25 protein-coding genes are annotated in these 25,568 nt (G+C 70.7%); 10 read left to right on the top strand and 15 right to left on the bottom strand.

Features of this window, described 5'->3' with window-relative positions; translation table 11 throughout:
* Positions 1–133: 133 nt before the first annotated feature.
* The 3 genes from mctP to OG199_RS15860 form a co-directional block, all read right to left on the bottom strand.
* Positions 134–1,744: a monocarboxylate uptake permease MctP gene (mctP, locus tag OG199_RS15870; protein ID WP_356799657.1), complete on the bottom strand. Its 1,611-nt coding sequence runs from the start codon at positions 1,742–1,744 to the stop codon at positions 134–136.
* Positions 1,741–2,022 (bottom strand): DUF3311 domain-containing protein, encoded by a 282-nt coding sequence (locus OG199_RS15865; protein ID WP_356799659.1) that lies wholly within the window; start codon positions 2,020–2,022, stop codon positions 1,741–1,743. Before OG199_RS15865 ends, mctP begins: the two co-directional genes overlap by 4 nt.
* 306 nt (positions 2,023–2,328) lie before the next feature.
* Positions 2,329–3,093 (bottom strand): GntR family transcriptional regulator, encoded by a 765-nt coding sequence (locus OG199_RS15860; RefSeq protein WP_148010391.1) that lies wholly within the window; start codon positions 3,091–3,093, stop codon positions 2,329–2,331.
* 403 nt (positions 3,094–3,496) lie between these two features.
* Between OG199_RS15860 and OG199_RS15855 the strand changes: the two genes are divergently transcribed.
* The 4 genes from OG199_RS15855 to OG199_RS15840 all read left to right on the top strand — a co-directional run bounded on the left by OG199_RS15855 (position 3,497) and on the right by OG199_RS15840 (position 8,297).
* The gene (locus tag OG199_RS15855) at positions 3,497–4,783 is read left to right on the top strand and encodes an extracellular solute-binding protein (RefSeq protein ID WP_356799661.1); all 1,287 of its coding nucleotides are present in this window, start codon (positions 3,497–3,499) and stop codon (positions 4,781–4,783) included.
* Positions 4,784–4,873: 90 nt separating this feature from the next.
* Positions 4,874–5,860, top strand: a complete 987-nt coding sequence (locus tag OG199_RS15850; RefSeq protein WP_356799663.1) for a sugar ABC transporter permease — start codon at positions 4,874–4,876, stop codon at positions 5,858–5,860.
* Complete coding sequence (locus tag OG199_RS15845; protein ID WP_356799665.1) at positions 5,857–6,714, top strand: carbohydrate ABC transporter permease; 858 nt, start codon at positions 5,857–5,859, stop codon at positions 6,712–6,714. The genes OG199_RS15850 and OG199_RS15845 overlap by 4 nt, the downstream gene beginning before the upstream one ends.
* An 8-nt stretch (positions 6,715–6,722) precedes the next feature.
* A complete protein-coding gene (locus tag OG199_RS15840) occupies positions 6,723–8,297 on the top strand; it encodes a glycoside hydrolase family 3 N-terminal domain-containing protein (RefSeq protein WP_356799667.1) in 1,575 nt (524 codons plus the stop codon).
* Between the two features lie 105 nt (positions 8,298–8,402).
* Here the strand turns inward: OG199_RS15840 and nagB are convergent, their stop codons facing one another.
* On the bottom strand, positions 8,403–9,188 hold the full coding sequence (gene nagB / locus OG199_RS15835) for a glucosamine-6-phosphate deaminase (RefSeq protein ID WP_356799669.1): 786 nt from the start codon (positions 9,186–9,188) through the stop codon (positions 8,403–8,405).
* 644 nt (positions 9,189–9,832) lie between these two features.
* Between nagB and OG199_RS15830 the strand changes: the two genes are divergently transcribed.
* Entirely contained in the window at positions 9,833–11,299 is a 1,467-nt protein-coding gene (locus tag OG199_RS15830) for a PAS domain-containing sensor histidine kinase (RefSeq protein WP_356799714.1), read from the top strand.
* Between the two features lie 231 nt (positions 11,300–11,530).
* Here the strand turns inward: OG199_RS15830 and OG199_RS15825 are convergent, their stop codons facing one another.
* The 6 genes from OG199_RS15825 to OG199_RS15800 all read right to left on the bottom strand — a co-directional run bounded on the left by OG199_RS15825 (position 11,531) and on the right by OG199_RS15800 (position 15,912).
* The gene (locus OG199_RS15825) at positions 11,531–11,788 is read right to left on the bottom strand and encodes a WhiB family transcriptional regulator (protein ID WP_006380970.1); all 258 of its coding nucleotides are present in this window, start codon (positions 11,786–11,788) and stop codon (positions 11,531–11,533) included.
* Positions 11,789–12,106: 318 nt separating this feature from the next.
* On the bottom strand, positions 12,107–13,075 hold the full coding sequence (locus tag OG199_RS15820) for a diacylglycerol kinase family protein (protein ID WP_356799671.1): 969 nt from the start codon (positions 13,073–13,075) through the stop codon (positions 12,107–12,109).
* A gap of 176 nt (positions 13,076–13,251) precedes the next feature.
* The gene (locus tag OG199_RS15815) at positions 13,252–13,707 is read right to left on the bottom strand and encodes a hypothetical protein (RefSeq protein ID WP_356799673.1); all 456 of its coding nucleotides are present in this window, start codon (positions 13,705–13,707) and stop codon (positions 13,252–13,254) included.
* An 84-nt stretch (positions 13,708–13,791) separates the two neighbouring features.
* Positions 13,792–14,982 carry an RNA polymerase sigma factor SigF gene (locus OG199_RS15810; RefSeq protein ID WP_401799568.1) on the bottom strand — a complete coding sequence of 397 codons (1,191 nt, stop codon included), beginning with the start codon at positions 14,980–14,982 and terminating at the stop codon, positions 13,792–13,794.
* Positions 14,979–15,392: an anti-sigma regulatory factor gene (locus OG199_RS15805; protein WP_054228129.1), complete on the bottom strand. Its 414-nt coding sequence runs from the start codon at positions 15,390–15,392 to the stop codon at positions 14,979–14,981. Before OG199_RS15805 ends, OG199_RS15810 begins: the two co-directional genes overlap by 4 nt.
* A 259-nt stretch (positions 15,393–15,651) precedes the next feature.
* Complete coding sequence (locus OG199_RS15800) at positions 15,652–15,912, bottom strand: UBP-type zinc finger domain-containing protein (RefSeq protein WP_405829970.1); 261 nt, start codon at positions 15,910–15,912, stop codon at positions 15,652–15,654.
* A gap of 61 nt (positions 15,913–15,973) precedes the next feature.
* Between OG199_RS15800 and OG199_RS15795 the strand changes: the two genes are divergently transcribed.
* Positions 15,974–17,569, top strand: a complete 1,596-nt coding sequence (locus tag OG199_RS15795; protein WP_356799678.1) for a Na+/H+ antiporter — start codon at positions 15,974–15,976, stop codon at positions 17,567–17,569.
* Positions 17,570–17,593: 24 nt separating this feature from the next.
* Here the strand turns inward: OG199_RS15795 and OG199_RS15790 are convergent, their stop codons facing one another.
* The 3 genes from OG199_RS15790 to OG199_RS15780 all read right to left on the bottom strand — a co-directional run bounded on the left by OG199_RS15790 (position 17,594) and on the right by OG199_RS15780 (position 19,597).
* Complete coding sequence (locus OG199_RS15790) at positions 17,594–18,526, bottom strand: 1-aminocyclopropane-1-carboxylate deaminase/D-cysteine desulfhydrase (RefSeq protein ID WP_405834560.1); 933 nt, start codon at positions 18,524–18,526, stop codon at positions 17,594–17,596.
* A 98-nt stretch (positions 18,527–18,624) separates the two neighbouring features.
* The gene (locus OG199_RS15785; RefSeq protein WP_356799680.1) at positions 18,625–19,215 is read right to left on the bottom strand and encodes an N-acetylmuramoyl-L-alanine amidase; all 591 of its coding nucleotides are present in this window, start codon (positions 19,213–19,215) and stop codon (positions 18,625–18,627) included.
* Between the two features lie 148 nt (positions 19,216–19,363).
* Positions 19,364–19,597 carry a hypothetical protein gene (locus OG199_RS15780; RefSeq protein ID WP_356799682.1) on the bottom strand — a complete coding sequence of 78 codons (234 nt, stop codon included), beginning with the start codon at positions 19,595–19,597 and terminating at the stop codon, positions 19,364–19,366.
* A 288-nt stretch (positions 19,598–19,885) separates the two neighbouring features.
* Between OG199_RS15780 and OG199_RS15775 the strand changes: the two genes are divergently transcribed.
* The 4 genes from OG199_RS15775 (at position 19,886) to OG199_RS15760 (ending at position 23,764) form a co-directional block, all read left to right on the top strand.
* Entirely contained in the window at positions 19,886–21,292 is a 1,407-nt protein-coding gene (locus OG199_RS15775; protein ID WP_168530167.1) for a family 2B encapsulin nanocompartment shell protein, read from the top strand.
* Between the two features lie 131 nt (positions 21,293–21,423).
* Positions 21,424–22,470, top strand: a complete 1,047-nt coding sequence (locus OG199_RS15770) for a family 2 encapsulin nanocompartment cargo protein polyprenyl transferase (RefSeq protein WP_356799685.1) — start codon at positions 21,424–21,426, stop codon at positions 22,468–22,470.
* A 196-nt stretch (positions 22,471–22,666) separates the two neighbouring features.
* Complete coding sequence (locus tag OG199_RS15765; RefSeq protein WP_405829967.1) at positions 22,667–23,293, top strand: GNAT family N-acetyltransferase; 627 nt, start codon at positions 22,667–22,669, stop codon at positions 23,291–23,293.
* Positions 23,294–23,500: 207 nt separating this feature from the next.
* Positions 23,501–23,764 (top strand): hypothetical protein, encoded by a 264-nt coding sequence (locus tag OG199_RS15760; protein ID WP_405829965.1) that lies wholly within the window; start codon positions 23,501–23,503, stop codon positions 23,762–23,764.
* Between the two features lie 58 nt (positions 23,765–23,822).
* Here OG199_RS15760 and OG199_RS15755 read toward each other — a convergent pair whose 3' ends face one another.
* Entirely contained in the window at positions 23,823–24,593 is a 771-nt protein-coding gene (locus OG199_RS15755; RefSeq protein WP_405829964.1) for a YoaK family protein, read from the bottom strand.
* A gap of 324 nt (positions 24,594–24,917) precedes the next feature.
* On the bottom strand, positions 24,918–25,484 hold the full coding sequence (locus OG199_RS15750) for a TetR family transcriptional regulator (RefSeq protein WP_405829963.1): 567 nt from the start codon (positions 25,482–25,484) through the stop codon (positions 24,918–24,920).
* Positions 25,485–25,568: the final 84 nt, after the last annotated feature.

Here is a 25,568-nt window from a genome sequence, read left to right as displayed (position 1 = left end):
TTTTCCTCCGACGGCCCGCTCGCCGCTGCGCTGTCCCGGGGCGCGCCCGGCCGTTCCCGCCCGACGGGAACCGTCGGACGCGGTCCAGGACGTGTCGCGGAGGTCCCGCCTGCCTCGCGACGTCCGGCAGGCCCTAGTGGCCCGCCTCCGCGGTGGCGGGGGGCAGTTCGACCTGGACTCCCGGGTCGCCGGCGTCCGCCGTGTAGTCCGCGGGTGACGTCTCGTCCACGCCGTCGGGCGCCTTGAAGGCCCGCAGGGCGAAGGTGAGGACGACGGAGACCACCACGTTCATGACGAACGCCGTCAGGCCGATGTATCCGATCTCCCCGATCCCCGGGATCTCCTTCGAGCTGCCGCCGAAGTGCGCTTGCGTCGGTGAGGCGACCCCGTAGGCGGCGAGCGTGCCGTAGAGCATGCCGACCGCCCAGCCGCCGAGCAGCGCCCAGCGGTGGAACCAGCGGGTGAACAGACCGCCGACCAGGGCCGGGAAGGTCTGCAGGATCCAGATGCCGCCCAGGAGCTGGAAGTTGATGGCGACCGTCTTGTCCATCGTCAGGACGAAGACCAGCGCGCCCACCTTCACCAGGAGCGAGACCAGCTTGGAGACCTTCGTCTCCTGCTGCGGGGTCGCGTCCGGCTTGATGAAGTCCTTGTAGATGTTGCGGGTGAAGAGGTTCGCGGCCGCGATGGACATGATGGCCGCGGGGACGAGCGCTCCGATGCCGATCGCGGCGAAGGCCACCCCCGCGAACCAGTCCGGGAACATGTCCTCGAAGAGCTGCGGGATGGCGAGCTGGCCGTTGGTGACCTTCACGCCGGCCGCGATCGCCATGAAGCCGAGCAGGGCGAGCAGGCCCAGCATCAGGGAGTAGAGCGGCAGGATCGTGGTGTTGCGCCGGATCACCTCACGGCTGCGGCTGGACAGCGTCGCGGTGATCGAGTGCGGGTACATGAACAGGGCGAGCGCGGAGCCGAGCGCCAGGGTGGCGTAGGTCCACTGCCCGGCCTGGGCCGGTACGATCCCGCCCGCGCCGGCCGCGGCGTACTTCTCGCTCGCCGAGTGGAAGATCTCGTCGAACCCGCCCAGCTTGATCGGGATGTAGATGATGGCCACCGCGATCACGATGTAGATCAGGGTGTCCTTCACGAACGCGATCAGGGCGGGGGCGCGCAGGCCCGAGGAGTAGGTGTACGCGGCCAGTACGCCGAAGGCGATGAGCAGCGGGAGGTCCTTGACGAACCAGTTCGTGTTCTCGCCGCCGCCGACGCCCATCACGTCCAGCACGGCCTGGATGCCCACCAGTTGGAGCGCGATGTACGGCATGGTCGCGAGGATGCCGGTGACGGCCACGGCGAGGGACAGACCCTTGGAGCCGAAGCGCCCGCGTACGAAGTCCGACGTCGTCACATAGCCGTGCTTGTGCGAGACGGACCACAGGCGGGGCAGGAACGTGAAGACCAGGGGGTAGACCAGGATCGTGTACGGCACGGCGAAGAAGCCGGCCGCGCCCGCCGCGTAGATGGCGGCCGGTACGGCGACGAAGGTGTACGCCGTGTAGAGGTCGCCGCCGAGCAGGAACCAGGTGACCCAGGTGCCGAACGACCGTCCGCCCAGGCCCCATTCGTCGAGGCTGTGCTCGTTGTCGGCCTTGCGCCAGCGCGCGGCCAGGAAGCCCATGACCGTGACGGCCACGAAGAAGATGATGAAGACGGTGAGTGCCACGCCGTTCACGCCGTCGTTCATGCGTCGGCACCGCCCTTCGTGGTGGCGCGGGCGCGCTGGTCACGCTGCCACAGCTGGTACGCGGTCACGGTGAGGACGGTCGAGAGGAGCACCCACAGCATCTGGTACCAGTAGAAGAAGGGGATGCCGATGAAGGTGGGGTCGACCTTCGCGTACGAACCGACCCACAACATGGCCACGAACGGGGCGATCAGGCAGAGGGCGATCACCACGCGGACCGGTGTCACCACCCGGACCGGTCTCACCACCGGTGGTTTCGCTTCCGGCACGTCTGACATGGGCGGCTCCGTCCCCTCGCTGGTCACCTGTGCAATGCGCAGGAAATCTAGGCGACGGTTCCGCTTTATGGAACCCCATCCCGGGCGGTGGATGTGGAGGGTTGGTGTGCGGGAGCGCGGGCGGAGCGGCCGGTGAACTCCCGTACGGGGCCGGGCATCGCCCCGACGGCCCGGAGCGGCGCCGGCCGCGTCGCGAACCGATTCCGCCGCGCCCCGGCCGGGACCGTGCCTCGAACGTGAACGCGAAGTGGTACGGCAGGTCGTCCGGGGTACCGCCGGTCCCCCGGACCTCGGGGGACCGGCGTCTCAGTCCTGCGGGCGCTTGAGCCTGGCCACGAACTTGTAGCGGTCGCCCCGGTACACCGAGCGCACCCACTCCACCGGTTCGCCCTGCCGGTCGATCGAGTGCCGGGACAGCATCAGCATGGGCAGACCGACGTCGGTGCCGAGCAGTCCGGCCTCGCGCGGGGTGGCCAGCGAGGTCTCGATGGTCTCCTCGGCCTCGGCGAGGTGGACGTCGTACACCTCGGCGAGCGCGGTGTAGAGAGAGGTGTACTTGACGAGCGACCGGCGCAGGGCGGGGAAGCGCTTCGCGGACAGGTGGGTCGTCTCGATGGCCATCGGCTCGCCGCTGGCCAGGCGCAGCCGCTCGATGCGCAGCACCCGGCCGCCGGCCGAGATGTCGAGCAGTTCCGCGAGGGTCTCGTCGGCGGTGATGTAGCCGATGTCCAGGAGCTGCGAGGTGGGTTCCAGGCCCTGGGCGCGCATGTCCTCGGTGTACGAGGTGAGCTGGAGCGCCTGGGAGACCTTCGGTTTGGCGACGAAGGTGCCCTTGCCCTGGATGCGTTCGAGACGGCCCTCGACGACGAGTTCCTGGAGGGCCTGGCGCACGGTCGTGCGTGAGGTGTCGAACTCGGCGGCGAGGGTGCGCTCGGGTGGCACGGGTGTGCCGGGCGGCAGGGTGTCCGTCATGTCGAGCAGGTGCTTCTTCAGGCGGTAGTACTTGGGCACGCGCGCGGTACGGATGGGGGCCCCACCCTCGTTCTCCGCACTGCTGACGTCGGTGCTCATGCTCTGCCTTCCCGGCTCCGGGTGCCGAAGCGACCGGCATCCCGCCGGTCACGGGTCACATCGTGGCACGGCTTCGTGTGCGAGTGTCTCCCGCACGCTCCGTGATCCCCTCTATATACCGTCGGTGTACCTGTTGGTCTAGTCCATCGCGCGCACGGGGTTCGTGAACAGCCCTGCCTTTTATGTCACTTACCTACTTAAAGGTCCTTGCATATGTAGGTCCCATAACGGACGGTCGGCCTGGCTTACACACCCTTGACACCCCTCTAGGTCTAGGCCAAGCTCCCCGTACTGGTCTACACCATTGGTCCAGGTCCCAGCCCCACGGGCAGTAATCGGCAGCGATTCGGCGTGTGTCACCGCGGTGGGCAGGGGGGTTTGTGGCATCCCTGAGGAGGGTGGCGTGAAGCGGAAGCTGGCAGCTGCGATCGGTATCGCGGGCATGATGGTCTCCATCGCGGCGTGCGGGGGCAGTGACGACAAGTCCGGGGGGTCGGACAAGGGCGCGGACGCCAAGGAGCTGACCGTCTGGCTCACGGTGGACGCGCAGAACAACTGGCCCGAACTGGTCAAGGCCGCGGACGCGGCGGTGACGGCGAAGCACCCGGGCGTCAAGATCAACCACGAGTACTACGGCTGGCCGGACAAGAACACCAAGCTCGACGCCGTCCTCGCCACGGACAAGGCCCCCGACGTGGTCGAGATGGGCAACTCCGAGATGCTCGGCTACATGGTCAAGGGAGCCTTCGCCCCCGTCGACCCCACGAAGTTCGACAACTCGGCCGGGTGGCTGGACGGCCTCAAGACGTCGGTCACCTACGAGGACAAGACCTACGGCGTGCCGTACTACGCCGGTGGCCGCGTCGGCAACTGGCGCAAGGACGTGGCGGCTTCGGCCGGCATCAAGGCGACCCCGAAGACGTACCAGGAGCTCACCTCCGACCTGGACAAGATCCAGAAGAAGGAGGGGAACAAGTTCAACGCCTGGTACCAGCCCACCCGCGACTGGTACGCCGCGATGTCCTTCGTCTACGACGCCGGCGGCTCCATCGCCACGGACGAGGGCGGCCAGTGGAAGGCCAACCTCTCCTCGCCCGAGTCGGTCAAGGGACTCACCGAGTTCAAGAACGTCGTCGACAAGTACATGCACGGCGACAAGACCAAGGACGAGTCCGACCGCTACATCGTCTACGGCCAGGGCAAGTCCGCCATGATCTTCGGTGCCGCCTGGGAGGGCGCGACCGCCGAGGACCCGAAGAGCGACAAGACCGGCAAGCTCAAGGGCAACCTCGAGAACTTCGTGATGCCCGGCCCGTCCGGCAAGAACCTGCCCGTCTTCCTCGGCGGCTCCGACCTCGCCATCCCGGTGAAGTCCAAGGCGCAGGCCCTCGCCGGTGAGTGGATCAACGCCTTCACGGGCACCAAGGGCCAGAAGGGCCTGATGGCCAAGGGCAACCTGCCCAACAACAAGACCGACCTCGCGACCCTCAAGAACGACCCGGCGACGGTGGTCCCGGCCACCGCGGCCGAGAGCAGCTGGTTCGTGCCGATGGCACCGGGCTGGGGCCAGGTCGAGAAGGCCCAGGTCCTGCAGACGATGCTGCAGAGCATCGGCACCGGCAAGAAGTCGGTGGAGGCCGCCGCGAAGGAAGCGGACGCCGCGATCGACAAGGTCATCAACACCAAGTGACCTGAGCGCAGGGCCCCGTCGGACCCCGGGGAGTTCCGGGGACGGGGCCCTGCTTCTCGTACGACCTGAGGGACCGCTGAGGAGCGCGCGATGAGTGCCGCAGAGACGACCACCCCGACCAAGGCGCCACCGGCGCGGCAGGCATCGCCACCGGCGGCCACCAGAGCGCCACGCAGGAAGCGGGCTCCCGGCGCAAGCGCCACCCCCTGGGCCCTGCTCGCCCCCTGTCTGCTGATCCTCGCGCTGGTCATGGGCTACCCCCTGGTCCGGCTCGTCACCCTGTCCTTCCAGAAGTTCGGCCAGTCCCAGCTCTGGGGCTTCCAGCCGGCCGAGTCGGTCGGCTTCGACAACTTCACCAAGGTGCTCGGCGACGGCGAGTTCTGGGCCGTCGTCCTGCGCACGATCGTCTTCGCCGCCGGGTCCGTCGTCTTCACGATGGTCGCCGGCATGCTGATCGCGCTGCTCCTCCAGCGCGTCTCCGGCTGGGTCAAGACGCTCGTCAACATCGTGCTGGTGGCCAGCTGGGGCATGCCGATCATCGTGGCCACCACCGTCTTCAAGTGGCTCTTCGACTCGGACTACGGCGTCTTCAACGCGCTGCTGAGCAAGCTGCCGGGCGTCGACATGGTGGGCCACAACTGGTTCGCCAGCGGTCCACAGGGCCTGGCGGTGATCATGCTGCTGGTGGTGTGGGGCGCGGTGCCCTTCGTCGTCATCACGCTGGGCGCGGGACTGACCCAGGTACCCAAGGAACTCGAGGAGGCGGCCCGCCTGGACGGCGCCGGCGCCTGGGGGGTCTTCCGCTACGTCACGCTCCCCATCCTCAAGCCGATCGTCGTGATGCTGACGACGCTCTCCGTCATCTGGGACATGGGAGTCTTCCCGCAGGTCTTCGTGATGCGCGGCGGCCACCCCGAGGCCGAGTTCCAGCTGCTCACCACCTACTCCTACGACCGCGCGTTCGTGGTCAACGACTATGCCCAGGGATCGGCGATCGCCCTGCTGACCGTGCTGCTCCTGCTCGGCGTGGTCGCCGTCTACATGCGCCAGATGCTCAAGATCGGAGAGGTCGAATGAGCGCCGTCGCCACACCGAGGCGTACGCCCTCCGGACCCCGCAGGTCCAAGCTCGGCTGGAACGTCCTCGGCCTGCTCGTCTTCGTCACCGCGGGCTTCCCGGTCTACTGGATGCTGAACACGGCGTTCAAGCCCGCGAAGGACGCCATCGACCCGGATCCGAGCCTGTTCCCCACCGGGGTGACGCTCGACAACTTCCGCCGCGCGCTGGACATCGCGGACTTCTGGGGCCCGGTCGGCCGCAGCCTGATCGTGTCCCTGTCGGTCGTCCTGATCGGCGTCGTGGTGGGCATGCTCGCGGCGCTCGCCATCTCCCGCTTCGCCTTCCGCGGCCGCAAGATCGTGATCGTCGGCATCCTGGCCGTCCAGATGATCCCGCTGGTCGCCATGATCATCCCGGTCTTCCTGCTCCTCAACGACCTCGATCAGTACGACAAGCTCTCCGGCCTGATCGTCACCTACCTGACCTTCATCCTGCCCTTCACGGTGTGGACGCTGCGCGGCTTCATCGTCAACATCCCGAAGGAACTGGAGGAGGCGGCCATGGTCGACGGCTGCTCCCGTACCGGCGCCTTCGTACGGGTGGTCTTCCCGCTCCTCGCCCCCGGCATGGTGGCCACCTCGGTGTACGCCTTCATCCAGGCGTGGAACGAGTACCTCTACGCCCTGATGCTGATGAGCCAGAAGAACCAGACCGCCACCGTCTGGCTCGGCAACTTCACCACCAAGCACGGCACCGAGTACGCCCCGATGATGGCCGGCGCCACCATGATGGCCGTGCCGATCGTCGTCCTCTTCCTCATCGTCCAGCGCAAGATGGCCGCGGGGCTGACCGCGGGCGCCGTGAAGGGATAACGCCCCCGATGACGACACTCGCCAGCGGAGCAGCCGCGTCCAACGCGGACAAGGATGACCTGACACGCGACGCGCTGACCGTCCTGCAGCCCGGCTTCACGGGGACCACGGCCCCCGACTGGCTGCTGCGCCGGCTCGGTGAGGGCCTCGCCTCGGTCGGCCTCTTCGGCCGGAACATCGCGTCGCCCGAACAGCTTTCCGCGCTGACGGCCCAGTTGCGGGCGGAGCGCGACGACGTCCTCGTGGCCATCGACGAGGAGGGCGGCGACGTCACCCGTCTGGAGGTCCGGTCCGGCTCCTCCTATCCCGGCAACCACGCGCTGGGCGCGGTGGACGACGTGGAGCTGACCAGGGAGGTGGCCTCGGCACTCGGCCGGCGCCTGGCGGCCTGCGGGGTGAACCTCAACTGGGCCCCGTCCGCGGACGTGAACTCCAACCCCGGCAACCCGGTCATCGGCGTACGGTCCTTCGGTGCCGACACCGATCTGGTGGCCCGGCACACCGCCGCCTATGTCACCGGCCTCCAGTCCGCCGGCGTCGCGGCCTGCACCAAGCACTTCCCCGGGCACGGCGACACGGCGGTGGACTCGCACCACGCCCTGCCGCGCATCGACGCCGGCCTGCCGGTCCTCCAGGCGCGCGAACTCGCGCCGTTCCGGGCCGCGATCGCCGCGGGCACCCGTGCGGTGATGAGCGCGCACATCCTGGTCCCGGCCCTGGACCCGGACCGCCCGGCCACGCTCTCCCGCCGCATCCTGACCGGCCTGCTCCGCGAGGAACTCGGCTACGAGGGACTCATCGTCACCGACGGCATGGAGATGCAGGCCATCGCCGCGACGTACGGCATCGAGCGGGGCAGCGTCCTCGCCATCGGGGCCGGCGCGGACGCGATCTGTGTGGGCGGCGGCCTCGCGGACGACGAGACGGTACGACGGCTGCGCGACGCCCTCGTCTCGGCGGTCCGCACCGGCGAACTGGCCGAGGAGCGGCTCGCGGACGCGGCGGCACGGGTCCGGGCGCTGGCCCGGTGGACGACGGACGCGTCGGCACGGGGTGCGGAGGGCGCGGGTTCCGGGGGCGGCCCGAGCGGTACGGGTGCGGGCGGCGGTGCGAACGGCAGTGGTCCGGGGGGCGGCGGTGCCGAGATCGGGCTGATCGCCGCCCGGCGCGCGCTGCGGGTCACCTCTTCCGCGCCGTACACCCCGCTCACCGGCGCTCCCTACGTGGCCGCGCTCACGCCGGTCGCGAACATCGCCGTCGGTGACGAGACCCCCTGGGGTGTCGCCGCCGAACTGGCCCGGCTGGTGCCCGGCACGGAGACCGGCGGCTTCGCGGGCGACGACGCGGGCGCCGAGGTGCTGGCCGCCGCGGGCTCCCGGCGGATCGTCGCCGTCGTCCGCGACGAACACCGGCACGCCTGGATGGCGACGGCCCTCGACATCCTGCTGGCCGCCCGCCCCGACACGATCGTCGTGGAGATGGGCGTCCCGCAGGCGCCGCCGCGGGGCGCCCCGCACATCGCGACGCACGGCGCGGCCCGGGTCTGCGGCCGGGCGGCGGCGGAGGTCATCGCGGGGGAGTAGCCGACCCCCGACCCGCGCACACGAAGGCGCCGGGCACCCTGTCGAACAGGGGCCCGGCGCCTTCGTCCGCCGCGGGCCGGTGCCGCACCCGTCACGGGACAGCCCTCAGATCCCCTGCCAGTCAGGCTTGTTCGCGAAGGTGTGCCGGAAGTAGTCCGCGAGCTTCAGCTCGGACGCCGCCGCCTCGTCCACGACGACCGTGGCGTGCGGGTGGAGCTGGAGTGCCGAGGCCGGACACACCGCGGCGACCGGACCCTCCACGGTCGCGGCGACCGCGTCGGCCTTGCCCTCACCGGTGGCGAGCAGCACCAGGTGCCGGGCCTCCAGGATCGTGCCGATGCCCTGCGTGATGACGTGGTGCGGCACCTGCTCGATGTCGCCCCCGAAGAACCGCGCGTTGTCGACCCGGGTCTGTTCGGTCAGCGTCTTGATCCGGGTCCGCGAGGCGAGCGAGGAGCACGGTTCGTTGAAACCGATGTGCCCGTCCGTCCCGATGCCGAGGATCTGCAGGTCGACCCCGCCGGCCGAGGCCAGCGCCCTGTCGTACGCCACGCAGGCGGCCTGGACGTCCCGCGCCGCGCCGTCCGGGCCCATGAACGCGGCCATGTCCAGCCCGAGCGGCTCGAGCACCTCGCGCCGCAGCACCGACCGATAGGACTCGGGGTGCTCGGCGGGGAGCCCCACGTACTCGTCGAGCTGGGCGATCCGGGCCCGCGAGGCGTCCACGGCGCCGGAGCCGACCCGCGCCGCCAGCGCCTCGTAGATGGGCAGCGGGGTCGAGCCGGTGGCCACGCCGAGCAGGGCGTCGGGCTTGCGCCGCAGCAGTTGCGCCATGGCCTCGGCGATCAGCTCGCCGCCCGCCTTGGCGTCCGGAACGATGACAACTTCCACGCTGGGCCTGCCGATCTGGGGAGGGGCTCGCCGGGAACCGAAGGGAACACATGTGGTGTAGACCAATCTAGCAAAGATGGTCCGCCCGTGGTCGTGGGACGACCGGCGGGACGCCGTGCCCCGTGCCCGGCCGGCTGCGCGGACGCGGCGCCGGCCTCCGTCCCCCTCGGGCCACCGTCGTTCCCGTCCTTCCCGCCCGTCGCGGCGAGTGACGCGTATGACCCCCGTTCGGCCCCGCACATGACCAGAACCGGCCCCCGCCGGGGGCCGAAGCGGGCTAGTCTGCATGGTGGATGTCGTGGGAAGTTCGATGAAGTGACAACAACAAACATCCGTCGGCTCATGGACGCGGGAACGTGGTCTAGTCCACAATGTTCGGTAGGCGTCCGTGGCCCACAGTGCCGCCGCATCAACTGAACAAGCCTCCGTCTTCCCCGCACAGGAAGACGGACCGAGGAACCGGCGCTCTCTGCCCTGACTGCTCCGGGTCCTCTCCATCGGCCGACCGGGACCGCACACCCCACGGCCGTTGCTGCTCCGGGCTGCGGTGCCGGGAGGGTTGAGGGTCCCTCCCAGGCGCCGCGGCCCGCGGGTGTTTTCGGACCGGGGTCTAACCCCCGGGTACGCTCGCACATGTGCCCTCCATGAACGACCTCGTACGCCAGCACACCGCTCTCGGTGCCTCCGATCTCGAGTGGCTGCATCTGCTGGTCTCGGAGTGGCAGTTGCTCTCCGACCTCTCCTTCGCCGACCTCGTCCTGTGGGTCCCCACCCGGGACGGCACCCGCTATGTCTCGGTGGCGCAGATGCGTCCCAACACCGGTCCGACCTCCTACCAGGACGACATGGTGGGCCATCTGGTCCCGCGGGGCCGCCGCCCGCTGCTGGACGCCGCGCTCGACGAGGGCCGCATCGTGCGCGAGGGCGACCCCGAATGGCGGGAGGAGGTGCCGGTGCGGGTCGAGTCCATTCCGGTACGGCGGGAGGGGCGCGTCCTCGGCGTCATCGCGCGCAACACCAACCTCCTCACCGTGCGCACCCCGAGCCGGCTGGAACTGACGTATCTCCAGAGCGCCTCCGACCTCGCCCAGATGATCGCGGCCGGCTCCTTCCCGTTCCCCGACCAGCAGGTCGACATGGACGCCTCGCCGCGCGTGGGCGACGGGCTGATCCGCCTGGACGCGGAAGGCATCGTGCAGTACGCCTCCCCGAACGCACTGTCTGCGTACCACCGGCTGGGCCTCGCCTCCGACCTGGTGGGCCACAACCTCGGCGTGACCACCTCCGAACTCGCACCGTCCCGCGGACCGGTGGACGAGGCGCTGGCCAAGGTCGCGAGCGGTTGGGCGCCCCGCGAGTTCGAGATCGAGAGCGCCGAAGGGGTGATCCAGCTGCGGGCGATCCCGCTGAAGCCCAAGGGCACCCGGGTCGGTTCCCTGGTCCTGCTGCGCGACGTCACCGAACTGCGCCGCCGCGAGCGGGAGTTGATCACCAAGGACGCGACGATCCGGGAGATCCACCACCGCGTCAAGAACAACCTCCAGACGGTGGCGGCACTGCTGCGCCTGCAGGCCCGGCGTATTGAGTCGGAGCGCGGCCGGGAGGCCCTGGAGGAAGCCGTTCGGCGGGTCGGATCGATCGCGATCGTGCATGAGACGCTGTCTCAGAACCTGGACGAGCGGGTGGAGTTCGACGAGATCGCCGACCGGGTGCTCGCGATGGTCGCCGAGATCTCGCCCGGCAAGGTCACCGGCCGTCGCACCGGCCGCTTCGGGGTGCTGGACGCGGAGGTCGCGACACCGCTCTCCATGGTCCTCACCGAGATCCTTCAGAACGCGCTGGAGCACGGCTTCCGGGAGGGCGACCGGGGCACGGTCGAGGTCTCGGCGGTCCGGGGCGGCACCACCAAGGAGACCCGTCTGCTGGTCACCGTCCAGGACGACGGTGTCGGTCTGCCGGAGGGCTTCGACCCGCACCGCTCGGGCAACCTCGGCCTGCAGATCGTACGGACCCTGGTGGAGGGCGAGTTGGGCGGCACGTTCGACATGGTGCCGGCCCCGGAGCGCGGCACGCAGGTCATCCTGGACATTCCGGTGCGGGCGAGCAAGTAGCGCGGCCGCCGCGCCCCGACGGCACGGGGCGCACGGCGGCGGCGCATGACAGAGGCCCCGGACCGTTCGGTCCGGGGCCTCTGCTTACGTTGCGATGGGGGTACCCCCTGCTCGAGCGTGTGTCGAGAGTTCGGGGGGAGCATCGGGGGTACTGCGCGCTGCGGCTCGGGGGCGGGAGATGCGTACGCGCTGTACGCGCCGCCAAGCTCAGGCTCGTTGCGGGGTGGGGTGTCAGGCGGTGGCCTGACGGGCCCGGTTGCGGGCGGCGCGGCGCTTCATCGCACGACGCTCGTCCTCGCTGAGGCCACCCCAGACGCCGGAGTCCTGGCCGGACTCGAGCGCCCACTGCAGGCACTGCTCCATGACGGGGCAGCGGCGGCAGACGGCCTTGGCTTCCTCGATCTGCAGCAGCGCAGGACCGGTGTTGCCGATGGGGAAGAAGAGCTCGGGGTCTTCCTCGCGGCAAACGGCGTTGTGACGCCAGTCCATGGCTGCTACCTCTCCTTGGTATTACATGCACGTTGCTTGTGAATGTGAACGCTTTCACGAATCCCTCAACAAGTGAAGGGCCGACTACCAGACGGACTGGTGTGGTCCTGTGATTTGAGGAGGGGTTCTGGCGCTCTGTGGGGCCGATGTTGCGGGCCGTCCCGAGCGCCACGTAGAGACTCGCAAACCTCAGCGGCGGATACAACCCCTTCTGGAAAGTTTTTTTTGATTCCTCGGTGTCGACTAGGTCACAGCCGTACTTCCATGGGGTGGACCCTGGTCTAAACGTTCGAGTGAAAGGACTTTGAGGCCTTCCACTCACACAATCACACGCAGTGCACGGCGTACGCCTGTGAACGTCACGCTCGTGCGCAGTCCCAGGTGGTCGCCGTCCATCTGGAGGGGGAGCGGCACCTTCGAATGCAAGGTGAAGTCGGTCAGGTCATGCAGGGACAGGGCGTGCTTTCCGTGCGGACCGCGCTCGGGGGACGAAGTGAGCAACTGGGTGGCATACCGGGCCACCGCGGTCGTCGACATGCGGCTGAGGCCGAGTACGTCGAGCCCGGTATCGAACGAGGCCTTAGGCGACGCGTACACCGGACGATTGCCGAGAAACGTCCAGGGCGAGGTGTTGCAGATGATGGACAGGACGAGATCGGTGACCGGGTCCTCGCCGGGGCGGTCCAGGGTGATCGTTCCGTGCCTGCGGTGAGGTTCGTCCAGAAACTGACGTACCACTTGGCGCAAATACAGGGCGTGCGTGGAGCGCTTGCCGCGCTCCCGCTGCTGCTCGACCCGGCCGATCACCCCGGCGTCGAAGCCGAGTCCCGCGCAGAACGTGAACCAGCGGGAGGGGACGGACTCGTCCTCGGTGCCGGGGGTGCCCGCGGCGAGACCGAGGCCGACCGTGCGCTCGCGGTTCTCCCTCAGCGCGTCCAGCAGGGCGCCGGTGGCCTCCACCGCGTCGTTGGGCAGGCCGAGGGCGCGGGCGAAGACATTGGTGGAGCCGCCGGGGACCACGGCGAGGCGGGGGAGGCGGTCCAGTCCGGGGCCGTTGTGCAGCAGACCGTTCACCACTTCGTTGACGGTGCCGTCGCCGCCGAGTGCGACGACCAGTTCTATGTCCTCGCCCTCCGCGGCCTGCCGGCCCAGGTCCCGGGCGTGCCCGCGGTACTCGGTGGTGACGACCTCGAGCTTCATCTCGCTCGCCAACGCGTGGATCAAGACGTCGCGCGTGCGCGCACTTGTGGTGGTTGCTGCCGGATTGACCACGAGAAGTGCACGCATGCGAAGCAGCGTACCTACCGTGCGGTACTCGTCCCAGACCGAGGTAGGGATCGGGTAAGAGATGAGGGCGTGAGTCTCGACACGGGGAGAGCGGACAGGAACGGGGTACGCCGCCGGCCCGGAGGCGCGGCACGGGCCGGCCGCGCACGTCGGGCGGGTGCGGCGGCCCTGGCGCGTCAGGGCCGCTGGGATTCCTCCGCGCCGCCGGGACCGCGGATGCCCAGCGCCGCCGTCGTCGCCGGGCTCACGAGCAGAACCAGTGCCGCGACCGCGACGACGGCGAGGACGATGCCCGCCGGGATGGCGACGCTGTCGGCCTGGAGCAGGTTGTAGGCGACGGGCAGGGCCAGGATCTGGGTGATGACCGCGGGGCCCCGGCTCCATCTGCGGCGCAGCAGCAGCCCGCGCGCGGCCAGCAGGGGCAGCAGCGCGAGCACGATCAGTGTCACGCCGCCGGTGACGGCCTGCCGGCGGTCGTCGGGAGATCCGGTGAGCCCCTGCACGAACAGGTAGACGCCTCCCGCGGCCAGGGCGAGCCCCTCGAGCGCGGCCAGCGCCGCCGCGGCGGTCAGCCGTCCGGGACGGGGCCGCGCGGTCGACGCGTCGGGGGCGGGGGTCTGCTCAGCGCTCACCCCTGAAGGGTAGCCGCCGGGCCCCGGCGTACGACCGGCCCCTGGACCGTGCCCCGCTGCGGCCGCCCTGCCGTACGGGGTGGGCTACTCCTCCACCAGCAGCTTTTCGCGGAGCTGGGCGAGGGTGCGGGCCAGGAGACGGGAGACGTGCATCTGGGAGATGCCGACCTCCTGCGCGATCTGCGACTGCGTCATGTTGCCGAAGAAACGAAGGAGAAGGATCCGCTTCTCGCGCGGCGGAAGGTCCTCCAGCAGCGGCTTCAGCGACTCCCGGTACTCGACGCCCTCCAGCGCCTCGTCCTCGGCGCCGAGTGTGTCGGCGACGGCCGGGGACTCGTCGTCCGTGTCGGGAACGTCCAGGGACAGCGTGGAGTACGCGTTCGCGGACTCCAGACCCTCCAGGACCTCTTCCTCCGAGATGGCCAGCTTCTCGGCGAGCTCGTGCACCGTGGGCGAACGCCCGTGCTGCTGGGAGAGTTCCGCGGTCGCCGTGGTGAGCGCGAGGCGCAGCTCCTGGAGGCGGCGCGGCACGCGGACCGCCCAGCCCTTGTCACGGAAGTGCCGCTTGATCTCGCCGACCACCGTCGGAGTCGCGTACGTCGAGAACTCGACGCCGCGCTCCGGGTCGAACCGGTCGACCGACTTGATCAGGCCGATGGTGGCGACCTGGGTCAGGTCGTCCAGCGGCTCCCCGCGGTTGCGGAAGCGGCGCGCGAGGTGCTCGACGAGCGGGAGGTGCATGCGGACCAGCTGGTTGCGCAGCTCCGCGTACTCGGCGCTGCCGTCCGGCAGCTTGCGCAGCTCGATGAACATCGCCCGTGCCCCGCTGCGGTCCTGCGGGTCCTTCGGGTCGTGCTGGATGTGCTGGACGCTCGGCCCGTGCTGCGTGGCCTGCGCGCTCTGCACGTTCTGCGCAGCTGTCTTGTCGTGTTGTTCTTGCTCGCTCATAGTCCCGCCCGTCACCAGCCGCCGCCCTTCCGAGGACGTGCTCCGCGCGGCACCCTCCGGATCCCGTTGCCGTTCGTCCCGGCCGGGGAGCTTCTCCTGTCCGTCCTCGTCGACCGGCGCGTCCCCCGCGTTCTCGGCTTCGTTCGGGCTGGGGGGATCCCCGGCCCGGGAGGCTGTGCCGTCGTCCGGGTGCGGCCGGGCCTGCTCGGGGATGCCGTCGACGCCCTCCGCCACGCGCCTCGGCGCGTCGAGGCCGTCGACGCGCCCGGCGGGAAGCCCCCGTGTGCCGCGCTCTTCGTCCCGCACCGGCCCGTCCCCGTCCCTCACGCCGGCCCGGGTCCCGCGCCGCGCTGTTTGTAGAGGCTGATCGAAACGGTCTTGTCCTCGGCGACGGTGGAGTCGACCTTGCCCGCCAGCGCCGAGAGCACGGTCCACGCGAACGTGTCCCGTGACGGAGCGTGACCGTCCGTGGTCGGAGCGGAGACCGTCACCTCGAGCGAGTCGTCGATGAGCCGGAAGACACAACTGAGCACCGAGCCGGGGACGGCCTGCTGCAGCAGGATCGCGCAGGCCTCGTCCACCGCGATGCGCAGGTCCTCGATCTCGTCGAGGGTGAAGTCCAAACGGGCCGCGAGGCCGGCCGTGGCCGTGCGCAGCACCGACAGGTAGGCACCCGCGGCGGGCAGCCGGACTTCCACGAAGTCCTTCGTCGCGGGCTCGCCTGCGATCTGGGACACCCTCACCTCCAAGGTGGTACAAGCTCATTCGAGCTCTTTCGGGGCCGAGGGTCGCCCCCCGGGGTAACGCGCCAGGTGTTCAGCGGTGACGCTACCGCGCTCCCGACTTTCCTGTCCTGGGGACCCCACTCCCCTGCTGTCACTCATAGTAAGCCCATGAGCACGGACAGTGGCTAGGGGTCTGCGGGCCCAAATAGGAAGAGCGCGCGCCGGGTTGACGTACCCAGGCGTCAGACGGTCGAACCGTCCGGACGGCGGGTCACGCCAGTACGTGGTCGACGAAGCACCAGCGCCAGCTCTCGCCGGGCTCGAACGTTCGCATCACGGGGTGCCCCGTCTCCTTGAAATGCTCTGTCGCGTGCCGCAACGGCGAGGAGTCGCAGCAACTGAGGTGCCCGCATTCCAGGCACAGCCGCAGCTGTACCGGATGTGTGCCCGCGGCGACACACTCCTGGCACGTGTCGCTCGTGGGCTCTGGTTCGGGGTGCGGCAGCGCGTCGGCATGCGTGCACTGTTTCATGATTGCCAGGTTACGTCGGGCGTGCGGGATGCCGCGCGAAAACGAGGGCGGGCGGACGAGGATGCACGTATTGCCACTGCTGTTGCTGGTCGCGGGAAGCGCCGCGGTCGCCGGAGCGGCCCGCCGTACTCCGGTCCCGGCGCCGCTGCTGCTCGTCGCCGCGGGCCTGGTGGTCGCGTACGTCCCCGGGGTGCCCGGATACGAACTCGACCCCGAGGTCGTCCTCCCGCTGCTGCTGCCCCCGCTGCTGTACACGGCCGCCACCGACAGCTCGTACCTCGACCTGCGGGCGCATCTGCGGCCCATCGCGCTGTTGTCGGTCGGGTACGTGCTCTTCGCGACGCTGGCCGTCGGCTGGGTCACCTATCTGATCGTGCCGGGTCTGCCGCTGCCCGCGGCGCTGGTGTTCGGGGCGGTGGTGGCGCCGCCGGACGCGGTCGCGGCCACCGCGGTGGCGCGCCGGGTGGGGCTGCCGTCACAGATCACCACGATCCTGCAGGGCGAGTCCCTGGTGAACGACGCGACCGCGATCACCGCCTACAAGGTGGCCCTCGCGGCCGCGGTCGGCGAGGGCGCGACCTGGTCGGGCGGCATCCGTGAGTTCCTGCTCGCGGCGGTCGGCGGGGTGGTCGTCGGCCTCGTCCTGATGGTGCCGATCCACTGGCTGCGCACCCACCTGAACGAGGCGCTCCTGCAGAACACCCTCTCCTTGCTGATCCCCTTCGTGGCGTACGGGATCGCCGAGCAGGTGCACGCCTCCGGGGTGCTCGCGGTGGTCGTCGTCGCGCTCTACCTCGGACACCGCGCCTGGGAGGTGGACTTCGCGACACGGCTCCAGGAGGAGGCCGTCTGGAAGATGGTCGCGTTCGTCCTGGAGTCGGCCGTGTTCGCGCTGATCGGCCTGCAACTGCCGGTCGTCCTCAAGGGTCTCGGCCCGTACGAGGGCGTCAGCGCCGCCTGGTACGCGGTGGCCGTCTTCCTGGCGGTGGTCGCCGCCCGGTTCGTGTGGGTGTATCCCGCCACCTTCCTGCCGCGCATCCTGTCCTCGCGCATCCGGGGGCGCGAGGAGAACCCCACCTGGAAGGGGCCGTTCGTCATCGGCTGGGCCGGCATGCGGGGCGTGGTGTCGCTCGCCATCGCCTTCTCCATCCCGCTCTCGGTGGACGGCGGCGAACGCTTCCCCGAGCGCAACCTCCTGCTCTTCCTCACCTTCACCACCGTCATCGCCACCCTGGTCGTACAGGGGCTGACCCTGCCTCCGCTGATCCGTCTCCTGAAGCTGCCCGGCCGCGACCCCCAGGCCGAGACGCTCGCCGAGGCCAACGCCCAGGCCCAGGCGTCCCGGGCCGCCGAACAGCGCCTCGACGAACTGCTGGCCGACGAGCGCAACGCCCTGCCCCCGCCGCTCGCCGACCGCCTGCGCTCGGTCCTGGAGCGCCGCCGCAACGCGGTCTGGGAGCGGCTCGGTGCCGTCAACCCGGTGACGGGGGAGACCGCCGACGACACCTACCGCAGGCTGTCCCGCAAGATGATCAGCGCCGAGCGCGAGGTCTTCGTGCGGCTCCGCGACCACCGCTACATCGACGACGAGATGCTGCGCACCCTGCTGAGACGGCTGGACCTGGAGGAGGCGGCGGCCTACCGGGAGGCGGCGTGAGGTCCCGCCGCGCCGGCACCCGGTTCAGACGAGCGGCGCTCCGGTGACGACCGCCGCCACGGTCGTCCCCGGGGCGAACGCCCCCTCTTCGGTCAGGGCGACAAGTCCGTACAGCATCTTGGCGACATAGAGACGTTCGACGGGCAGGCCGTGGCGCTGCTCGAAGTCCTCGGCGAAGAAGTCGAGTTCGGGCGCGGTGCGGGCGTAGCCGCCGAAGTGGAAGCGGTCGTCGAGGGACCAGGTGCCGCGGCGGCCGCCGAAGGCGGAATCCTGGAGGGCCCGTACGTCGGCGTCCAGGAAGCCGCCCTTGAGGACGGGGACGCCCAGCGCCCGCTGGCCGTCGGCGAGGCCGGCGGCCAGGCCCGCGAGGGTGCCGCCGGTCCCGCAGGCGACGGCGACGACGTCGGCGTGACCGCGCAGCTCCGCGCCGAGCTCCTGGCAGCCGTGTACGGCGAGGGCGTTGCTGCCGCCCTCGGGGACGACGTACGCGTCCCGGGCGTCCGCCGCGCACAGGATCTCGGCCAGCGTCCGCGGCTCCGCCTTGCGGCGATACGTCGACCTGTCGACGAAGTGCAGTCGCATGCCGTCGGCCGCGCACCGGGTCAGGGAGGGGTTGAGGGGGCGGTGGGCCAGCTCGTCGCCCCGGACCACGCCGATGGTCGGCAGTCCGAGGAGACGGCCCGCGGCGGCGGTGGCACGCAGATGGTTCGAGTACGCGCCGCCGAAGGTGAGGATCGTGCGGCCGGCCGCGGCGCGCAGGTTCGGGGCCAGCTTGCGCCACTTGTTGCCGATCAGCTCAGGGTGGATCAGATCGTCCCGCTTGAGCAGCAGCCGGACGCCGCGGCGCGCGAAGCGCCCGTCCGCGACGGGGCACAGCGGCGAGGGCACTCGGGGCCGCAGACCGGTCGGGTCGCCGGTCGGGTCGAGCGCTTCGGGGTCGTCCGGGGCGTCGGGCACGGCGGGAGTGCCCGGGATTCCGGGGCCGTCGGGGCTGGTCACCCCACCATTGTCGGACAGCCGTGCGGGAATCCCGGTGACCGGCGAACGCCTGTGCGTCACTTGAGGCGGTCGCGGACACGCCCTCTCATCGAGGCCATCGTGAAGCCGCGCGGGTCGACCTTGCCGGGCTGCCACTCCAGGTGGCCGATGACCGAGCGCTCCGTCCAGCCGTGATGGCGGCAGATCGCGGCCGCGACCTTCTCGATCGCCTCCAGCTGGACCTCGGGCCAGGGGTCCTTGCCGTTGCCGAGGTTCTCGCACTCGAAGCCGTAGAAGTGGCGGTTGCCGTCGGTGTTCGCCTCGTTGTCCGTGGGGAGCGCCTTCTCCGCGATCACGGCACGCAGTACGTCGTCGTCGCCCAGGCCCGCGTGGTTGACCCGGCCGTAGCCCACGAGGTGCACGACGCCGTCCTTGGTGATGACGCCGTGGCACAGGGGTCCCGGCAGGTCGGCGCGGCCCGTGCGACAGAGGCCGATGGTCTGCTCGTCGCCCGAGGACGCCGTGTGGTGGATCATCACCCCGTGCACCGGGCCCCACGGCCCCTTGTGATTGCGGTTGTGATGCTCCCACTCGCCGACCTCGACGACGGTGGCGCCTTCCCTCCTGAGCCGGTCCAGGAAACCGGCCGCGGACATGGGTGAAGCCATGACCGCCTCCTTCGCGCTGCACGCCGGCCACCGGGCGCGGCCGTCTCGTACCGCCGCTTCTACCCGGAACCGGACGCTCCGGGTTGGCCGTTCGTACAGCGTGCGAGCCGATCCGGTCAGGGCCGGGCGCGCGTCGGGGCGGCGCCGCTCAGGAGCGCAGGAACGCGTCCCCGTTCGCCGCGATGTGGCTTTCCAGCACCTGGAGAGCCTGCTGGGTCGCCTCGGGGGACCCGCTGCCGCGCCGCTCCGCGTAGTACGCCGCGCCGAGTCTCTTGAGGAGGTCGGCACCCGCGCGCTGGGCCTGCACCTCGTCCAGCTTCTGCTTGCCCTGCGTGAGCCCTCGCTGCGCCTGTTCCTTGGCGCGGTCCAGGAAGCCTGCCATTGCCGTCTCCCGTCGTCGTTCGTCGAAGGGGCAAACGGTTGGCCGGATCTTGGAGTTCCCGAGCCCGACGACCTGCGGCTGTTCGAGGGCGCGGGCCCCGGACGTTCGAGAGCGCGGCACGGCATTTCCGGACGCCGGGGTTCCGCACGATGCGCCCGCTCGACAAAGTGCGCGTCTCTGCCCAATCCGGCGTGATCCATTCCCCCTCATTCGTGTAATAGCACCGGCACGCTCCGTGATGGAAGGCTGAGCGACGCAGATCAGTGCATGACCGGGAGGGCAATTTTCATGTCGGTAGGCGAAGAGGTCCGTTCGGGTCAGGGCAGGCCGCAGCAGAGTCTCGGCACATCGGCCGCGCGGAACCTGGCCACCACCACCAAGTCCGCACCCCAGATGCAGGAGATCAGTTCACGGTGGCTGCTGCGCATGCTCCCGTGGGTGAACGTGCAGGGTGGCACGTACCGCGTGAACCGGCGGCTCAGCTACTCCGTGGGCGACGGCAGGGTGACGTTCGTGAAGACCGGTGACCGCGTCCAGGTCATCCCCGCCGAGCTCGGCGAGCTGACCGTCCTGCGGTCCTACGAGGATCAGGAGGTGCTCGGCGAGCTCGCCCAGCGCTGCCAGCAGCGGGAGTTCGCGCCGGGCGAGGTGCTCGCCTCGTTCGGCAGTCCGTCCGACGAGGTGTTCCTGCTCGCGCACGGCAAGGTCGAGAAGATCGGCACGGGTCCCTACGGCGACGACGCGGTCCTCGGCGTCCTCGCCGACGGCGCGTACTTCGGCGAGCAGGCGCTCATCGACCCGGACGCCATCTGGGAGTACACGGCCCGCGCCGTCACCGCGGTCACCGTGCTCACCCTGCCCCGCCAGGACCTGGAACAGGTCGCGGAGCGCGCCGAGTCCCTGCGCACCCACCTCCAGCAGCTGCGGGCGATTCCCGAGCAGCGCACCAACAAGTACGGCGAGAAGGAGATCGACCTCGCGGCCGGTCACACCGGAGAGGAGGACATCCCCGGCACCTTCGTGGACTACGAGGCCGCGCCCCGCGAGTACGAACTGAGCATCGCCCAGACGGTGCTGCGCCTGCACACACGCGTGGCCGATCTCTACAACCAGCCGATGAACCAGACCGAGCAGCAGCTCCGCCTCACCGTCGAGGCGCTGAAGGAGCGCCAGGAGCACGAACTCATCAACAACCGGGAGTTCGGACTGCTCAACAACTGCGAGTACGACCAGCGGCTGCAACCGCACGACGGTGTGCCGAGCCCCGACGACCTCGACGAACTGCTCAGCCGCAGGCGCGGGACCAAGCTGCTGCTCGCCCACCCGCGCGCGATCTCCGCGATCGGCCGCGAGTGCAACAAGCGGGGACTGGTGCCGGAGAGCGTCGAGATCGCGGGCAACCGCATCCCGACCTGGCGCGGCGTCCCGATCTTCCCGTGCAACAAGATCCCGGTCAGCGACGCCCGTACGACCTCGATCATCGCCCTGCGTACCGGCGAGGCCGAGCAGGGCGTCATCGGGCTCCAGCAGGCGGGCATCCCGGACGAGATCGAGCCGAGCACGTCGGTGCGCTTCATGGGCATCAACGAACAGGCGATCATTTCCTACCTGGTGACGGCGTACTACTCGGCCGCGGTCCTCGTCCCGGACGCCCTCGGCATCCTGGAGAACGTCGAGATCGGCCGCTGGCGGTGACCTTCCCGACGCCGGCCACCGTGTTCCCGCCGGACCGGACGGGCAGACCGGGCAGACCGAAGCCCCAGCAGAGCGCGCCCGAGACCCTCGACGGGCGGAGTCCTCTCGGCGGGCCCGTGGACGGGAGGCCCATGCCACAACAGGTTCCGCCCGTCGCGTCCGACGGGCAGGAAGCGGCGGGCATCCTGGAGCGCGCGCGGGCGTCTGTCGACCCCGAGCTGCGCAGAGCCATCGACTCGCTGCCGGGTTCGATGCGCCGGATCGCGCTCTACCACTTCGGCTGGGAGCACGCGGACGGCACCCCGGCGGCGGGCAACGCGGGCAAGGCGATCCGCCCCGCCCTCGTACTCACCGCCGCGGGAGCGCTCGGCGGGCAGCAGGCGTCGGCCGTACGGGCGGCCGCCGCCGTGGAGCTGATCCACAACTTCACCCTGCTGCACGACGACGTCATGGACCGGGACACCACCCGCAGACACCGGCCCACCGCGTGGACCGTGTTCGGCGACGCCGCCGCGATCCTCGCGGGGGACGCCCTGCAGGCGCTCGCCCAGCGGCTGATGGCCGAGGACCCGCATCCGGCGTCCCCGGCCGCCGCCGCCCGGCTAGCGTCATGCGTCGTCGAGCTGTGCGAGGGGCAGCACACCGACACGGCCATGGAGAAACGCGACCCCGGCGAGGTCACCCTCGACGAGTGCCTCGCCATGGCCGAGGCGAAGACGGGCGCGTTGATCGGCTGCGCCTGCGCGATCGGCGGGCTCTACGCGGGAGCGGACGACGAGGACGTCGAGGCACTCGACGCGTTCGGCCGGCAGGCCGGGCTCGCCTTCCAGCTCATCGACGACGTGATCGGGATCTGGGGGGACACGAGCCGCACCGGCAAGCCGGCCGGGGCGGACCTCATCGCCCGCAAGAAGTCCCTGCCCGTGGTGGCCGCGCTCGCCTCCGGCACCCCGGCGGCGACGGAACTCGCCGAACTGTACGGAGTTCCCTACGAGAAAGGTGAGTTGGAGCGCACGGTGCTGGCCGTGGAGCGGGCGGGGGGCCGCGACTGGGCACAGCTCCAGGCGGCCGACCGGATGTCCCGGGCGATGCACGAACTGTCCCGGGCGATCCCCGACCCGGAGGCCGCGGGCGGTCTCCTGGCTCTCGCGGAGTTTGTCACGCGACGCAGTAACTGAAGCCGCCGGACGACGGTTGAAGACCCCGGGGCCACCGGGACCGTACGGCACCTGACCTCCGTACGGTCCCAGGCTCCGGCCGGGGCGGATCCCGCGCATCCCCACGGTGCGCGGGGCCCGCCCCTCTGCCGCGCGTGAACCCCGCTAGGCTTCGACGGCCGTACGGCCAGGGGCGGTTGAGGGGAAGGGGCGGGACATGGGCGTGGCGATACGGGTGGCGGCCGAGGACGATCGCGAACGGGTCGTCCAGTTGCTCGACGACGCGTTCCGGGACGACCCGGTGAGCGGTTGGGTCTTTCCGGACGCGGCACACCGCCGTGACCGGCATCCCCGGCTGATGGCGGTGTTCGCCGACATCGTGTTCGCCGAGGGCCGTGTCGACATCACGGAGGACGGCGCGGCGTGCGCGCTGTGGCTGTCGGTGTCCGCCGACGAGGACCACGCGGACGAGGGCCACGCGGACGAGGACGGTCCGGTCCAGCTGCGCGAGGCAGTGGACCCGGACAACGTACGGGTCGAGCTGGTGGGCCGGCTCACCGCCGAGATCCACCCCTCGGGCCGCGCCCACGAGTACCTGTGGATGATCGCCGTGGCACCGGAGCGCCAGGGCGAGGGCCTCGGCAGCGCGCTCGTCCGGTCGGTCCTCGACCGCTGCGACCAGGAGGGTGTCCCCGCCTATCTGGAGGCCAGCAACGAGCGCAGCCGCGCGCTCTACGAGCGGCTCGGGTTCGGTCGCACCGGCCGCCCCCTCGAGCTGCCGGACGGCCCGCGCATGTGGCCGATGTGGCGCGAACCGCGGGCGGGGTCGGCCACCGAGGCGTAGCCGGCGCCGAGGGCCACCGTTCCCGGCCGCTCTCGCGCCCGGCCGCTCTCGCGCCCGGCCGTGCGAGTGGTGCGGGCGCGTGGAGCCCTCGGCGGTTGCTCGGGCGCGTGCGTCCCTCGGCGGGCGTCGCCCGGGTGCGCAGGGGCCCTGGAGGGACGTGCGGGCGCGCGGAGGGCGCCGGAGCGGGTCCCGCCCTACCCTGAAGGCATGGGCACCGATGAGCATGTCTGCCCCGCCTGTCAGCAGCCGGTCGCCACGGTCGTGCGGCGCCGCAAGACGCTGGGCGCGTTCGTCCCCGTCTGGGGCCCCGGCCCCTGCCACAACCCACGGTGCGAGGCGTGCGAGGAGCCCGCGTCCTTCCCGGAGACCCGTGATGCGGGGGAGGCCCGCGCGTCCCGGTGGCCCCGTGATCCCGGTCGGACGGCGGAACTGCGACAGACGGCGGCGGAACAGGCCACGGAGAATTCCTGATCCGTGCGCCCGTGCCCGGCGGGTCCTCCGGCCGCGGCTCGCGGCGCGGCCGAGCCTGTCAGGAAGCCGAGGCCGAGGCCGGGGGAGGCGGCCGGTGGTGGGGCAGGTCCGCGTGGACTCCCGACAACGCCAGCGCCATGACGACCGTCGCGACGACGAGGAGCGCGCGGCCCGTCCCCCACGGCGCCATGAGCGTGCCCAGGGTCCCGCCCAGGAACATGCCGCAGATGGTCGCGGTGAGACGGGTGCGCGCGAGTCGTCGCAGCCGCCCCTGCGCGCCGTCCGGAACCCGTGGCGTGGTGGCGAAGTCCGCCACCAGCTGGACCAGGGACATCTGGAGGAGGAGCGTCGGCATGCCCGGCACCGCCACGCGCAGTACCACGGCGGACCTCACTCCCATGGCGAGGGCCACGACCGCGAGGGGGACCAGATCGGGATCATGAGCGAGTGAACCCGTCCCGGCGCGCAGCAGGGCCAGGGTCCCCGCGACCGCGAGAAGCACCCCCTCGGTGCCCAGGGCCGCCGGGAACCAGCGGTGTCCTCGCGCGGTGAGTGCGCGGATCCCGAAGGTGGCCGTGGCCACCCCGGCGGCGAACGTCACGAGCGCGACGGCTGGCCGGATCACGGAGATCGGGCCCGATCCGGCCAGCGCGAAGGTCAGGAACAGCACATTGCCCGTCTCGAGCGCGGCGAACACCTGGCCCATGGTCAGGAAGGTGATCGCGTCGACCGCCCCCGCGACCACGGTGAGCACCGTCATGATCGTGGTCCTGCGGAGCTCGGCACGGTCGAGGAAGGCGGCTACGGAGTCGGCTGAGCTTTCGGGCATGGGCAAGTCTCAGCAGATCGCGGGCCGGAGGGGTCGGCCGCGAGGCGACACGCAGGGGGAGTACCGCCGTCTGCCGCAGCCGGCGCCGGTCGCGGCAGGCGGGCGCGACCCGTCGCCACCCGCTCCCGAGAGCACCGACCGCCCGCCGCGAAGGCATCCGCCCTGGAGGCCGACGGAGGGGGGGCTGACAGCCCCCGGTCACGGCCTTGAGCTCGGGACCTACCGGCCCCCGGTCACGGCCGTGAGCTCGGGACCTACCGGCCCCCGGTCACGGCCGTGAGCTCGGGACCTACCGGCCCGCGGTCACGGCCGTGAGCTCGGGACCTACCGGCCCGCGGTCAGGGCCTTGAGCTCGGCCAGTGATTCGCGCATCAGCCGTGCCATCTCGCGTTCCTCGGTCGCCACGATCCAGCGCTCGAAACCGACCTTGAAGACGGCGACCCCGGCCTCTGCGGTCAGGCTCGCGGCCGGCTCCGTGACGCCGCGCCCGCGCAGGGCGCCGGCGAGCGCGGCCGCCATCGAGGCGAGCTTGATCAGCTCGCGCTCCTGGAGTTCCGTGTTCGCCATGATCACAGCCTGCCGTGCGCGTGCGAAGTCGCGGCGGTCGGCGAACACCTCGGAGACCGCGTCGAGCCCCACCGCCATCGCGTCGATCGGCGCGGCGGACTCCGGAGCGTCGGCGACCGCCCGCACGAACAGCTCCTGCAACTGGCCGGAGCCGGCGAACAGCACCTCGCGCTTGTCGGCGTAGTGCCGGAAGAAGGTGCGCTCCGTGAGTCCGGCCCGTCTGGCGATCTCCGCCACCGTGGTCTGTTCGAAGCCGCGCTCGCTGTAGAGCTCCAACGCCGCCTTCGCCAGGCGCCCGCGCGCGTTCGGCTCCCATCTACCCATGCGCAGATCCTACGTGATGACAGCAACTGACATCAGGTGTTAGCGTTGATGACAGTAACTGACATCAACGGGTTTGGGGTTTCT

Source organism: Streptomyces sp. NBC_01176 (assembly GCF_045039825.1).
Taxonomy (GTDB): Bacteria; Actinomycetota; Actinomycetes; order Streptomycetales; family Streptomycetaceae; genus Streptomyces.
This window is presented reverse-complemented; position numbering and strand designations above follow the sequence as displayed.